Annotated in this window: 12 protein-coding genes; 9 read left to right on the forward strand and 3 right to left on the reverse strand. The window is 70.2% G+C overall.

What is annotated here, in order from left to right:
• Positions 1–81 precede the first annotated feature (81 nt).
• The 4 genes from dnaK (at position 82) to BKA22_RS08615 (ending at position 4074) form a co-directional block, all read left to right on the forward strand.
• Complete coding sequence (dnaK, locus tag BKA22_RS08600; protein ID WP_146953288.1) at positions 82–1938, forward strand: molecular chaperone DnaK; 1857 nt, start codon at positions 82–84, stop codon at positions 1936–1938.
• Positions 1935–2555 (forward strand): nucleotide exchange factor GrpE, encoded by a 621-nt coding sequence (grpE, locus tag BKA22_RS08605; protein ID WP_146953287.1) that lies wholly within the window; start codon positions 1935–1937, stop codon positions 2553–2555. Before dnaK ends, grpE begins: the two co-directional genes overlap by 4 nt.
• A 93-nt stretch (positions 2556–2648) precedes the next feature.
• The gene (locus BKA22_RS08610) at positions 2649–3650 is read left to right on the forward strand and encodes a DnaJ C-terminal domain-containing protein (RefSeq protein ID WP_146953286.1); all 1002 of its coding nucleotides are present in this window, start codon (positions 2649–2651) and stop codon (positions 3648–3650) included.
• A gap of 4 nt (positions 3651–3654) precedes the next feature.
• On the forward strand, positions 3655–4074 hold the full coding sequence (locus tag BKA22_RS08615) for a heat shock protein transcriptional repressor HspR (RefSeq protein WP_146953285.1): 420 nt from the start codon (positions 3655–3657) through the stop codon (positions 4072–4074).
• A 54-nt stretch (positions 4075–4128) separates the two neighbouring features.
• Here BKA22_RS08615 and BKA22_RS08620 read toward each other — a convergent pair whose 3' ends face one another.
• Positions 4129–5361, reverse strand: a complete 1233-nt coding sequence (locus BKA22_RS08620) for a DUF6688 domain-containing protein (RefSeq protein ID WP_146953284.1) — start codon at positions 5359–5361, stop codon at positions 4129–4131.
• A 552-nt stretch (positions 5362–5913) separates the two neighbouring features.
• Here BKA22_RS08620 and nrdH point away from each other — a divergent pair.
• The 4 genes from nrdH to nrdF all read left to right on the forward strand — a co-directional run bounded on the left by nrdH (position 5914) and on the right by nrdF (position 9853).
• Positions 5914–6159, forward strand: coding sequence for a glutaredoxin-like protein NrdH (gene nrdH, locus BKA22_RS08625; RefSeq protein WP_146953283.1), 246 nt, complete (start codon positions 5914–5916; stop codon positions 6157–6159).
• A 117-nt stretch (positions 6160–6276) separates the two neighbouring features.
• A complete protein-coding gene (nrdI, locus tag BKA22_RS08630) occupies positions 6277–6693 on the forward strand; it encodes a class Ib ribonucleoside-diphosphate reductase assembly flavoprotein NrdI (RefSeq protein WP_146953282.1) in 417 nt (138 codons plus the stop codon).
• Positions 6663–8813 carry a class 1b ribonucleoside-diphosphate reductase subunit alpha gene (nrdE, locus tag BKA22_RS08635; RefSeq protein ID WP_146953280.1) on the forward strand — a complete coding sequence of 717 codons (2151 nt, stop codon included), beginning with the start codon at positions 6663–6665 and terminating at the stop codon, positions 8811–8813. The genes nrdI and nrdE overlap by 31 nt, the downstream gene beginning before the upstream one ends.
• A 59-nt stretch (positions 8814–8872) precedes the next feature.
• Positions 8873–9853 (forward strand): class 1b ribonucleoside-diphosphate reductase subunit beta, encoded by a 981-nt coding sequence (gene nrdF, locus BKA22_RS08640; RefSeq protein ID WP_146953278.1) that lies wholly within the window; start codon positions 8873–8875, stop codon positions 9851–9853.
• A gap of 21 nt (positions 9854–9874) precedes the next feature.
• Here nrdF and BKA22_RS08645 read toward each other — a convergent pair whose 3' ends face one another.
• Both BKA22_RS08645 and BKA22_RS08650 read right to left on the reverse strand, forming a co-directional pair.
• On the reverse strand, positions 9875–11290 hold the full coding sequence (locus BKA22_RS08645; protein ID WP_179561706.1) for a DHA2 family efflux MFS transporter permease subunit: 1416 nt from the start codon (positions 11288–11290) through the stop codon (positions 9875–9877).
• Positions 11287–11805, reverse strand: a complete 519-nt coding sequence (locus BKA22_RS08650) for a PadR family transcriptional regulator (protein ID WP_146953274.1) — start codon at positions 11803–11805, stop codon at positions 11287–11289. The genes BKA22_RS08645 and BKA22_RS08650 overlap by 4 nt, the downstream gene beginning before the upstream one ends.
• A gap of 156 nt (positions 11806–11961) precedes the next feature.
• Between BKA22_RS08650 and BKA22_RS08655 the strand changes: the two genes are divergently transcribed.
• A complete protein-coding gene (locus BKA22_RS08655; protein ID WP_146953272.1) occupies positions 11962–12459 on the forward strand; it encodes a hypothetical protein in 498 nt (165 codons plus the stop codon).
• Positions 12460–12462: the final 3 nt, after the last annotated feature.

Raw genomic sequence — 12462 nt, forward strand, 5'->3', positions numbered from 1 at the left:
CAAGACACACGCACGAGCGGCACACCCGGACCCCCACGGACCCACCGGGACCCGCCGCCGGCACGAAGGAAGGCACAGCACATGGCACGAGCAGTCGGTATCGACCTGGGCACCACGAACTCGGTGGTCGCCGTCCTCGAGGGTGGCGAGCCCACGGTCATCGCCAACGCGGAGGGGTCGCGCACCACGCCGTCCGTCGTCGCGTTCTCCAAGACGGGCGAGGTGCTGGTCGGCGAGATCGCCAAGCGCCAGGCCGTCACGAACGTCGACCGCACCATCTCCTCCGTCAAGCGCCACATGGGCACCGAGTGGTCGACGGCCATCGACGAGAAGAAGTACACCGCGCAGGAGATCTCCGCGCGCGTGCTCTCCAAGCTCAAGCGTGACGCCGAGGCGTACCTGGGCGAGCCCGTCACCGAGGCCGTCATCACCGTCCCGGCGTACTTCAACGACGCCGAGCGTCAGGCCACGAAGGACGCCGGCACCATCGCCGGCCTCAACGTCCTGCGGATCATCAACGAGCCCACCGCCGCCGCGCTGGCCTACGGCCTGGAGAAGGGCAAGGAGGACGAGCTCATCCTGGTCTTCGACCTGGGTGGCGGCACGTTCGACGTGTCCCTGCTCGAGGTCGGCAAGGACGACGACGGCTTCTCCACGATCGAGGTCCGCGCGACCTCCGGCGACAACCGCCTCGGCGGCGACGACTGGGACAACCGGATCGTCGAGTGGCTGGTCGCCGAGGTGAAGAACACCACGGGCGTCGACCTGTCCAAGGACAAGATCGCCCTGCAGCGTCTGCGTGAGGCGGCCGAGCAGGCCAAGAAGGAGCTCTCGTCCGCGACGAGCACCAACATCTCCATGCAGTACCTGTCGATGAGCGAGAACGGTCCCGTCCACCTGGACACCAAGCTCACGCGCGCGCAGTTCCAGCAGATGACGCAGGACCTCATCGACCGGACCAAGACGCCGTTCCACTCGGTCATCCGCGACGCCGGCATCAAGCTGGCCGACATCGACCACGTCGTGCTCGTCGGCGGCTCGACCCGCATGCCCGCGGTCACCGAGGTCGTCAAGGAGCTCACGGGCGGCCGCGAGCCCAACAAGGGCGTCAACCCGGACGAGGTCGTGGCCGTCGGTGCCGCGCTGCAGGCCGGTGTCATGAAGGGCGACCGCAAGGACGTCCTGCTCATCGACGTCACCCCGCTGTCCCTCGGCATCGAGACCAAGGGCGGGGTGATGACCAAGCTCATCGAGCGCAACACGGCCATCCCGACCAAGCGTTCGGAGATCTTCTCCACGGCCGAGGACAACCAGCCGTCCGTGCTCATCCAGGTGTTCCAGGGCGAGCGCGAGTTCGCCCGCGACAACAAGCCGCTGGGCACGTTCGAGCTGACCGGCATCGCGCCGGCCCCGCGCGGCATCCCGCAGGTCGAGGTCACCTTCGACATCGACGCGAACGGCATCGTGCACGTGTCCGCCAAGGACCGCGGCACGGGCAAGGAGCAGTCGATGACGATCACCGGCGGCTCGGCCCTGCCGAAGGAGGACATCGACCGCATGGTCAAGGAGGCCGAGGAGCACGCCGCCGAGGACAAGGCGCGCCGCGAGGAGGCCGAGGCCCGCAACACGGCCGAGCAGCTCGTCTACTCGATGGAGAAGCAGCTCACGGACAACGGCGACAAGCTGCCCGAGGACGTCAAGACCGACGTGCAGACCGCCATCACCGAGCTGAAGACCGCGCTCGAGGGCACGGACATCGAGGCCGTCAAGGCGAAGCACGCCGCGCTGCTGGCCGTCGGCCAGAAGATCGGCGAGGCGCTGTACGCGTCGAACCAGGCCGAGCAGGCCCAGGCCGACGCGCCCGCCGACGCCGGCTCGGCCGCTGACGACGACGTCGTCGACGCCGAGATCGTCGACGACGAGGACGAGAAGAAGTGACCTCGCACGACGAGGGCACCGGCGGCGAGGAGCACGAGGCCCCGCGCGTGACCGACAAGCGCCGCATCGACCCGGAGACGGGTCAGGTGCGCACGCCCGAGGAGCAGGTGCTGGCGGACGCGGCGGAGACGCTGGCCGGTGCCGAGGAGGCCGTGGTGCTCGAGGGTCTGGTCGAGACGCAGAAGCTCGCGGCCGAGCGGCTCGAGGAGCTGCAGCGGGCCCAGGCGGCCCACTACAACCTCGAGCAGCAGTACTCGGCCTACGTGAAGCGGTCCAAGGCGGAGGCGATCACCGCGCACGAGCGGGGTGTCGCCGCGCTCGCAGAGGCGCTGATCCCGGTGCTCGACGACGTCGCGCTCGCCCGGCAGCACGGGGACCTGACGGGTCCGTTCGCGTCGATCGCCGAGAAGCTCGAGTCCACGCTCGAGCGGTTCGGCGTCGAGCGGTACGGCGAGGCGGGCGAGGCGTTCGACCCGAACGTGCACGAGGCGCTCATGCACGCGCACTCCGCCGATGTGACGGAGCCGACCGTGCAGGCGGTCCTGCAGCCGGGCTACCGGACCAAGGACCGTGTGCTGCGGGCGGCGCGGGTGGCCGTCGTCGACCCGGAGGCATGACATCCTCGGCGCCGTGACGGCGGGCGGGACGAGCGCGACAGGTAGGGCAGGGGGCTCGCGGCAGGGCTGCGAGACGGACGAGAGGGAGGCCCGGTGACCGGCCAGGACTGGTTGGAGAAGGACTTCTACGGCGTCCTCGGCGTGCCCAAGGACGCCGACCCGGCCACGATCAAGAAGGCCTACCGCAAGCTCGCCCGCTCGATGCACCCGGACCACAACCCGGGTGACGCGGTCGCCGAGGCGAAGTTCAAGGAGATCGGGGAGGCGTACGCCGTCCTGTCGGACGTCGAGCAGCGCGGTCAGTACGACCAGCTGCGGGCGATGGCGGGCGGCGCACGCTTCACCTCCGGCGGGCGCGGCGGCACGGCCGGGTTCGACGACCTGTTCGGCTCGATGTTCGGCGGCGGGGGCGGGGCTGCCGGTGGCGGCCCCCGCGTGCGCTACTCGACGCCCGGTGCCGGCGGGGCAGGCGGTGCCGCCGGCTTCGAGGACCTGCTCGGCGGGCTCTTCGGTGGCGGTGGCGGCAGCTACGGCGGGCGCGGCGCCCAGCAGGGTGTCGACCTCGCCGCGACGACGACGCTGCCGTTCCGTCAGGCGGCGACGGGCTCGACCGTGCAGCTGGGCGTCGAGGGACGGACGGTCACCGCCCGCATCCCCCCGGGGGTGCGCGACGGGCAGAAGATCCGGCTGCGCGGCAAGGGTCGCCCGGGTCAGGGCGGTGCGCCGGCCGGTGACCTGGTGGTGACGGTGCACGTCACGCCGCACCCCGTCTTCACGCTCGACGGCGCAGACCTGCGCATCACGGTGCCGGTCGCGTTCGACGAGGCCGCGCTGGGCGCGACGGTCGAGGTGCCGACGCTGGACGGCGGCACCGTGCGGGTCAAGGTGCCCGAGGGCACCCCGTCCGGTCGCACGCTGCGCGTCAAGGGCAAGGGCGTCACGACGGCGAAGAGCACGGGCGACCTGCTGGTCACCGTGCAGATCGTCGTGCCGCAGCGGCTCACCGGCGCCGCACGTGAGGCCGTGCAGGCCTTCGGCATCGCCACGTCGGGCGAGAACGTGCGGGCCGACCTGATGGACGCCGCGAAGAAGTGACCTGATGGCCCTCGACGACACCCCGCGCTTCGTCATCTCGGTCGCGGCCGAGATGGCGGGCATGCACCCGCAGACGCTCCGGCAGTACGACCGGCTCGGGCTGGTCTCGCCGGGGCGGACCCGCGGGCGCGGGCGGCGCTACTCGGTGCGCGACATCGCCGTCCTGCGCGAGGTGCAGCGTCTCTCGCAGGACGAGGGCGTCAACCTCGCGGGCATCAAGCGCATCCTCGAGCTCGAGGCGCAGGTCGAGCGGCTGGGGACGCAGGTGGAGTACCTGCGCGCGTTCATCGAGCCGGGTCGGCGCGTGTTCACGGCGGACGCCCGCGGGGACGTGGTCGCCAGCCCTCGGGGTGCCCGGCCGCGACGCCCCGTCGCGCAGATCGAGTCCGGGTCGGTCGTCCTCTGGCGCCCGACCGGCCGCTGACCTCCGGGCACCGGGCACGGTCCGAGCGGATCGGCGGGCACCTTCCGGTGCGGCTCAGTCCGTGCGGGCCGGCGCGCCCGGCAGGTACTGGCGGACGATCCGCTGCTCGGGGTGTCGGTCGCTCGCGTAGAGCACCGCGAGGAACAGCCACTCCAGGGGCTTCATCACCAGGTACACGACGTCCGCCCGCCAGGCGGTCGTGACGTGCTCGGCGACCGGCAGCCCGCACCGGTCGTAGAAGCCGCGGACGGCCCGGTGCGTGCGCGGCAGCCGTTCGCCCAGCACCTCCTCGAAGGCGTTCGCGACGGACAGCTGCCGGTTCACGACCACCGGGCCCCCGTGCCGGACGCCCCGGCGCTGCGGGCGAACGAGGCGACGGTGGCCGCCGGCCGCGACCGTGCACAGGTAGTGCCCGCCGCTCGAGACCATCGGTGGGGACTGCTGGGTCGAGAGCGTCCAGTCGCTGGTGTCGAGGAAGGCCTGGACGGCGGCGTCCGGCCGCTGGCCGGCCAGCACCAGCACGGCGGTCAGCAGGCCCCACAGCGGCCAGGCCAGCGCGAACGCGACGAGCGGCCACAGCGCGACCCGGTGCAGCGTGCGCTCGGTCCAGGCGGCGAGTCGTGCGCGCGACGACGACGTGCCGGGGCCCGCCGCGTCCCCGTCTCCCGCGTCGTCGGCCGTCCGTGAGGTCAGCGCGTGCGCCATCGCCTCCCGGGTGACGCCGATCGTGGAGAGCACGAACGCGAACGGCACCAGGCAGACCGGCCAGGCGACCGGGTTCCGCACCGCGTGCGGGACGACCTGCACGAGCCACGCGACGCACACGGCGGCGCCGAGGTAGGTCGCCGCGAGGCCGAGCACGGTGAGCAGCGGCGGTCGGTCGCCCCGGCCGGTGTCCTCCTCGGGGCGCGTGTCGTCGGCGGGGCGCGTGTCGTCCGCCTGGCGCGAACCGACGGCGGGGCGCGTGCCGGCGCGCAGGAACGCCAGGCCGACGAGGCCCACGACGGCGAGGGTCAGGACGGTCGGCAAGGACCAGCCGGCGACAGGCGTGTGCATCGGGTCGACGTCATCGCCCGAGACGAGCGGCTGGGGCCAGTCCTCGCTCCAGCCGAGCAGTGCGACCAGGAGCGCCGTCAGCGGGATGCCGACGAGGTAGACGGTGAGCTCGACGCCGCGCGGGGCGCGGGCCCTCGCCGGACGCAGGGTGTTGACCAGGTGCGCGCCGGTGAGCACGAGGCCGAGGAGCGCGAGCGCGAGGAGGGTCAGCACCACGAGCAGCGCCCCCATCAGGCGACCCACCTGGTGCGAGGTGCACGGCACGGGCGGGTGGTCGGAGGGGCGCTGGAGGACGGCACGGATCGAGGGTGGCCCGACCCCGACCTGCGCGTGGGCGGTTCAGGGAGGCGTGCACGGCTTCTTCACCACTCCCACGCCCGAGTGCCCGACCCGCGGCCGTGCGGGGCGTCGGACCGGATCCGGACGAACCCGACGCGCGCCCTGTGGACGAGGCTGGGGACGTCCGGCGTGTCGGTGTGGACGTCCCTGTGGGCACGGCCTCAGGCTGGCCGTGCAGGCCCGCAAAGATGCAGGCCAGGGCCGTGCCGAGATACCCACAGGCGGTGCACGACGGCGTGCACAGGGTGAAAACGACACGTGTGCAACACAACACCTAGTGGTGCGTTGCGGTGTCAGACACCAGGTGTAGTGTCTTCTTCACGCGGCCGACCGAGGCGCCGACGAAGGTCCTACGAGGCCTCGCGGCCTTCCGGGACCTGGCCGCCAGGGCCTCACGGGAGGCCCGCCGGGGGGAACACGGACAGGACATTCGGGGGAGTGGGCATGGCGATCACGGTCTACAGCAAGCCGGCGTGCGTGCAGTGCAACGCGACGTACCGCGCGCTCGACAAGCTCGGCGCGGACTACACCGTCGTCGACATCAGCGAGGACGCCGACGCGCGCGACTACGTCATGTCGCTCGGGCACCTGCAGGCGCCCGTCGTGATCGCCGACGGCGACCACTGGTCGGGCTACCGCCCCGACCGCATCAAGGAGCTCGAGCAGCGCCTGGCGACCGTCGTCGCCTGACAGGACGCCCCGGGCCGGCGTCGGAGCACCGCGCCGGCCCGGCGGGCACCCGTCCTGCACGAACGACCCGCCGCCGCCCCACGATCCACAGGTCCACCCGGCGAGGGGAGCAGGTCGATGAGCTCGTTGGTCTACTTCTCCTCCGCCTCGGGGAACACCCACCGCTTCGTCGAGAAGCTCGGTATCGGCGCGCAGCGCATCCCGCTGCGCCCGGCCGAGCCGTTCCTGCGCGTCCACGAGCCGTACGTGCTCGTGGTGCCGACCTACGGCGGAGGCAACGAGGGGGGCGCCGTCCCCCGGCAGGTCATCAAGTTCCTCAACGACGAGGACAACCGTGCGCTGGTCCGTGGTGTCATCGCGGCCGGCAACACCAACTTCGGTGAGGCGTACTGCATCGCGGGGGACATCATCGCGGCCAAGTGCCGCGTCCCCCACCTGTACTCCTTCGAGCTCATGGGAACGACCGAGGACGTGCATCGCGTCCGAGAAGGATTGGGGCAGTTTTGGCAGCGACAGCGACAGATACCCGCGTGACTCCCGCGACGGGGCTGGACTACCACGCCCTCAACGCGATGCTCAACCTGTACGACGCGGACGGCAAGATCCAGTTCGAGAAGGACCGTGAGGCGGCGCGGCAGTACTTCCTGCAGCACGTCAACCAGAACACGGTGTTCTTCCACGACCTGGACGAGAAGCTCGACTACCTCGTCGAGAACAAGTACTACGACCCGGCCGTGCTCGCGCAGTACGACCGCGCGTTCATCAAGACGCTCTTCAAGCACGCCTACGCGAAGAAGTTCCGGTTCCAGACCTTCCTCGGCGCGTTCAAGTACTACACGTCGTACACGCTGAAGACGTTCGACGGGAAGCGCTACCTGGAGCGGTTCGAGGACCGCGTGTGCATGGTCGCCCTCTCCCTGGCCGAGGGCAAGGAGGAGTTCGCGCTCCACCTGGTCGACGAGATCGTCTCCGGGCGCTTCCAGCCGGCGACCCCGACGTTCCTCAACCTCGGCAAGGCGCAGCGCGGCGAGCCCGTCTCCTGCTTCCTGCTGCGCATCGAGGACAACATGGAGTCCATCGCGCGCGGCATCAACTCCGCGCTGCAGCTGTCCAAGCGCGGTGGCGGCGTCGCCCTGCTGCTCAGCAACATCCGCGAGCACGGTGCGCCGATCAAGCACATCGAGAACCAGTCGTCCGGCGTCATCCCCGTGATGAAGCTGCTCGAGGACTCGTTCAGCTACGCCAACCAGCTCGGTGCCCGCCAGGGTGCGGGTGCGGTGTACCTGCACGCGCACCACCCGGACATCATGCGGTTCCTGGACACCAAGCGTGAGAACGCCGACGAGAAGATCCGCATCAAGACCCTCTCGCTGGGCGTCGTGATCCCGGACATCACGTTCGAGCTGGCCAAGAAGAACGAGCCGATGTACCTGTTCAGCCCGTACGACGTCGAGCGCGTCTACGGTGTGCCGTTCGCGGACGTCAACGTGTCGGAGAAGTACCACGAGATGGTCGACGACGGCCGGATCCGCAAGACGAAGATCAGCGCCCGCGAGTTCTTCCAGACGCTCGCCGAGCTGCAGTTCGAGTCGGGCTACCCGTACGTGATGTTCGAGGACACGGTCAACCGTGCCAACCCCATCAAGGGCAAGATCACGCACTCGAACCTGTGCTCGGAGATCCTGCAGGTCTCGACGCCGTCGACGTTCAACGAGGACCTGTCCTACGACCACGTCGGCCGCGACATCTCGTGCAACCTCGGCTCGATGAACATCGCGCTGTCGATGGACTCCCCGGACTTCGGGCAGTCGGTCGAGACGGCGATCCGGGCACTGACGGCCGTGTCGGACCAGACGAGCATCGAGTCGGTGCCGTCGGTCAAGCGCGCGAACGCCGGCGGGCACGCGATCGGCCTGGGCCAGATGAACCTGCACGGGTACCTGGCGCGCGAGCGGATCTTCTACGGCTCCGACGAGGGCCTGGACTTCACGAACATCTACTTCTACACGGTGGCGTACCACGCGATCCGTGCCTCGAACCTGCTCGCGCAGGAGCGCAAGCAGGCGTTCTACGGGTTCGAGGACTCGAAGTACGCGACCGGTGAGTACTTCGACAAGTACGTCACCGGCACGTGGGAGCCGAAGACGCAGCGCGTGCGCGACCTGTTCGCCGAGGCGGGCATCCACATCCCGACGCAGGACGACTGGCGTGAGCTGGCCGCGCTCGTCAAGGAGCACGGGCTCTACAACCAGAACCTGCAGGCCGTCCCGCCGACGGGGTCGATCTCGTACATCAACCACTCGACGAGCTCGATCCACCCGATCGCCTCGAAGATCGAGATCCGCAAGGAGGGCAAAATCGGGCGCGTCTACTACCCGGCGCCCTTCATGACGAACGACAACCTCGAGTACTACCAGGACGCGTACGAGATCGGCTTCGAGAAGATCATCGACACGTACGCCGAGGCCACCCAGCACGTCGACCAGGGCCTGTCGCTGACCCTGTTCTTCAAGGACACGGCCACGACGCGCGACCTGAACAAGGCGCAGATCTACGCCTGGCGCAAGGGCATCAAGACGATCTACTACATCCGCCTGCGGCAGATGGCGCTGGAGGGCACGGAAGTGGAGGGTTGCGTTTCCTGCATGTTGTGACGTAGGTCACACTTGGTTGCGCACGTCCCCCCTCACGCATCGAACGACGAAGGAACGACATGACCCCCACGGGGAAGCTGAAGCTGGTCGACCGGGTGCAGGCGATCAACTGGAACCGGCTCGAGGACGACAAGGATGCCGAGGTCTGGGACCGCCTGACCGGCAACTTCTGGCTGCCCGAGAAGGTCCCGGTGTCCAACGACATCCAGAGCTGGGCCACGCTCACCGAGGCCGAGAAGACGATGACGACCCGCGTCTTCACCGGTCTGACGCTCCTGGACACCATCCAGGGCACCGTCGGCGCCGTGAGCCTCATCCCTGATGCGCTGACCCCGCACGAGGAGGCCGTCTACACGAACATCGCGTTCATGGAGTCGGTGCACGCCAAGTCGTACTCGTCGATCTTCTCCACGCTGATCTCCACCAAGGAGATCGACGAGGCGTTCCGCTGGTCGGAGGAGAACCCGAACCTGCAGCGCAAGGCCGAGATCGTCCTCAACTACTACCGAGGGGACGAGCCGCTCAAGCGCAAGGTCGCCTCGACGATGCTCGAGTCGTTCCTGTTCTACTCGGGCTTCTACGCCCCGATGTACTGGGCCTCGCGCGCCAAGCTGACGAACACGGCCGACCTGATCCGACTGATCATCCGTGACGAGGCCGTGCACGGGTACTACATCGGCTACAAGTACCAGAAGGGTCTCGAGCTGGTCAGCGAGGCCGAGCGTGCCGAGCTCAAGGACTACACGTTCGAGCTGCTCTTCGAGCTGTACGACAACGAGGTGGAGTACACGCAGGACCTCTACGACGAGCTCGGGCTGACCGAGGACGTCAAGAAGTTCCTGCGCTACAACGCCAACAAGGCGCTGATGAACCTCGGCTACGAGGCGCTCTTCCCGCGTGACGAGACCGACGTCAACCCCTCGATCCTGTCGGCCCTGAGCCCGAACGCGGACGAGAACCACGACTTCTTCTCGGGGTCGGGCTCGTCGTACGTGATCGGCAAGGCCGTCAACACCGAGGACGAGGACTGGGACTTCTGACGACTGCCGGACACGGGCGCCTCAGGCGGCAGGTGAGCTGCCGCTGAGGCGCCCGACCCGTACCGGGCGGGGGAGTCGCCACGCCAGGCCGGCCGACGCGACGGCCAGCCCGACGAGGATCGCGCCGACGAGGTGGAACGCGTCCAGCGTCTCGCCGGTCGTCGCACCGCTCGCGGCGACCGAGCCGAGGATGCTGACGCCGACGGACCCGCCGAGCCGCTGCGTGATGCTGTAGAGCGTGTTGCCGTCGGCGAGCTCGCCCTCGTCGAGCGGTGCGAGGAACGCGACGAGCAGCGGTGTGGTCACCAGACCCGCAGCGGCCGCGCGCCCGCACAGCATGAGCGCGGTGACCCACAGCGGGGTGGTCTCGGTGAGCAGGAGCAGCACCGTGCTGGACAGGGCGAGCACGGCGAACCCGAGGGCGACCAGGGTGCGCAGGGGGATCCGGGCCGAGAGGCGTTGCCCGAGGGCGGTGCCCAGTCCCATGACGACGCCCTGCGGCAGCAGGGCCACGCCGGTCGCGAGCGCGGTGTGCCCCTGCACCTGCTGCGTGAAGACGGGAACGAGGAAGACCGTGCCGAAGGTGATCACCGAGCACAGCACCTGCAGCACGAGGACCAGCACGGCGGGTCGTCCGCGGACGACGTCGAGCCGCAGGGCGGGCTGGGCGCGACGGCCGGCCCAGCGCCAGTAGGTCGCGAGCAGCACGGCGCCGACGAGCAGCAGGACGTACGGCGCGGCGTGGTCCCAGCCCTGCGACGTCCCTCGGGTGGCGCCCAGCAGCGTCGAGACCAGGCCGCCTGCGAGCAGGGCGAACCCGGCCGGGTCGAACCGGGTGCCGGGACGGGCGGGTGCGCCCACCGGGGGGAGTCGGAGCAGGAGCAGCAGCCCGAGCACGCCGACGGGCACGTTGACCAGGAAGACCCATCGCCAGCCGCCGGCGCCGATGAGCAGGCCGCCGAGCGTGGGTCCGAGCGCGGGAGCCAGGAAGAGCACCAGCGCCGCCGACATGGGGACCTTGCCGCCACCGACCCCGTCCTTGCCGAGCAGGACGCTCAGGGCGAGCGGCACGAGCGGTGCCCCGACGAAGCCCTGGACGACGCGCGCGGCGATGAGCAGGCCGATGCCCGGGGCGATCGCGCACACGGCGGAGACCGCGACGAACAGGATCATGCTGACGGTGTAGACGCGCATCGTGCCGAACCGGCGGGAGGCGTACGCCGTGAGGGCGAGCCCGACGGCCAGTGCGAGCAGGTAGCCGCTGACGACCCACTGCACCGTGTCGAGACCCGCCGCGAGCTCGTGCGCGATGTCCGGCACGGCGACGTTGACGATGCTCGAGTCGAGCATGCTGAGCACCGGACCGATGAGCAGCCCGTAGCGCGCGACCCTGCCCAGGGACGCGGCCGTGCGCGTCGGCTCCTGCGTGACGCTCATGCGCGGTCGGCCTCGGCCCGCAGCTCGTCGAGCCATCGGAGCTCCTGCTCGAGGCGTTCCACGAGCTGTTCCTGCGCCCGGCGTCGCCACGGTCGAGCGGGTCCCGGTGAGGGTTCGGCGAGCAGGCCTCGCACCTGGACGAGCGCGGCCTCGACGACGTCGCGCCGTGCCTGGAGGACGGCGTGGCGCCCGCCGGGCGGGACCTCGTCGAAGAAGCTCACCCGGAGCAGGAACTCCTCGTCGTCGCCCGCCAGCTCCGGCGGCAGGGTCGAGACCAGGTCGAGCAGGAGGTCCCGTCCGCTCGGGGTGATGGCGTAGACGTTGCGGGCGGGCCGGCCCTCCTGCGGCTCCACGGTCTTGGTGACGGCCCCGGCCTGCTCGAGACGCCGGAGGGCCGGGTAGAGGGAGTTGTTGTTGACCGGGGCGATCGAGGGTCGACGGACGCGCCGCTTGAGCTCGTAGCCGTGCACCGGACCGTTCCGCAGCACGCTCAGCGTGTAGATCTCGATCGACATCCGTCCACCGTAACCTAGAACGGACTGGACTAAGTCGGGTTCCGATCGCGTCTGCCCATGTCGGAGGGCTGTACTCGACAGGACGACGGGCGCGCGCGGTGGGAGCGTGGGTGCTGCACAGGGGGTGCGACGGTGCGGAGCCGACCGGGAGGTCTCGTGGACGAGTATCTGTGGGTGCTGAAGCAGTCCGAGGCGGACCTCGTCCGCGAGATCGAACCCGACCGGATGGCCGCGCTCGACGAGGACGGCCTGATCGACCTGCACCGCCGCGTCCGCCGGGCACGGAACAAGCACACGAAGAACTACCGCCGCGGCGCGGCGAAGCAGGTCGAGGAGTCCGGTGCGCGAGGTGCCGCCGGGCCGAAGGGCGGCAAGGCACGGCTGCGTGCGGAGGCGTTCGAGGAGGCGTTGTCGCTGGTGAGCGCGCGTCTGGCGGCCGTCGCCCACGAGCAGGCGGAGGCGCTCAAGGTCGAACGGCTCGCGCGCGCTCAGGCCGGCCGGTCGACCGGCCCCGGGTCGTCGCCGTCGGGCTCGGGGCCGGTCGACGGGCCCGGCCTGCCGGCCACGCACCAGAAGACCACGGGCGGGGTCAAGCGCGATGCGTCGAGCGCCTCCCAGGGCGCCCGAAGGCAGGCCGAGCGCGACTCCCGCTGATCG

The organism is Cellulomonas soli, assembly GCF_013409305.1.
Classification (GTDB): domain Bacteria; phylum Actinomycetota; class Actinomycetes; order Actinomycetales; family Cellulomonadaceae; genus Cellulomonas; species Cellulomonas soli.

Bases quoted from the DNA above. Each gene is read 5' to 3' on its own strand.
- dnaK (WP_146953288.1), top strand. From the start codon at position 82: ATGGCACGAGCAGTCGGTATCGACCTGGGCACCACGAACTCGGTGGTC.
- BKA22_RS08615 (WP_146953285.1), top strand. From the start codon at position 3,655: ATGGCCCTCGACGACACCCCGCGCTTCGTCATCTCGGTCGCGGCCGAG.
- BKA22_RS08620 (WP_146953284.1), bottom strand. From the start codon at position 5,361: ATGGGGGCGCTGCTCGTGGTGCTGACCCTCCTCGCGCTCGCGCTCCTC.
- nrdH (WP_146953283.1), top strand. From the start codon at position 5,914: ATGGCGATCACGGTCTACAGCAAGCCGGCGTGCGTGCAGTGCAACGCG.
- nrdI (WP_146953282.1), top strand. From the start codon at position 6,277: ATGAGCTCGTTGGTCTACTTCTCCTCCGCCTCGGGGAACACCCACCGC.
- nrdF (WP_146953278.1), top strand. From the start codon at position 8,873: ATGACCCCCACGGGGAAGCTGAAGCTGGTCGACCGGGTGCAGGCGATC.
- BKA22_RS08645 (WP_179561706.1), bottom strand. From the start codon at position 11,290: ATGAGCGTCACGCAGGAGCCGACGCGCACGGCCGCGTCCCTGGGCAGG.
- BKA22_RS08650 (WP_146953274.1), bottom strand. From the start codon at position 11,805: ATGTCGATCGAGATCTACACGCTGAGCGTGCTGCGGAACGGTCCGGTG.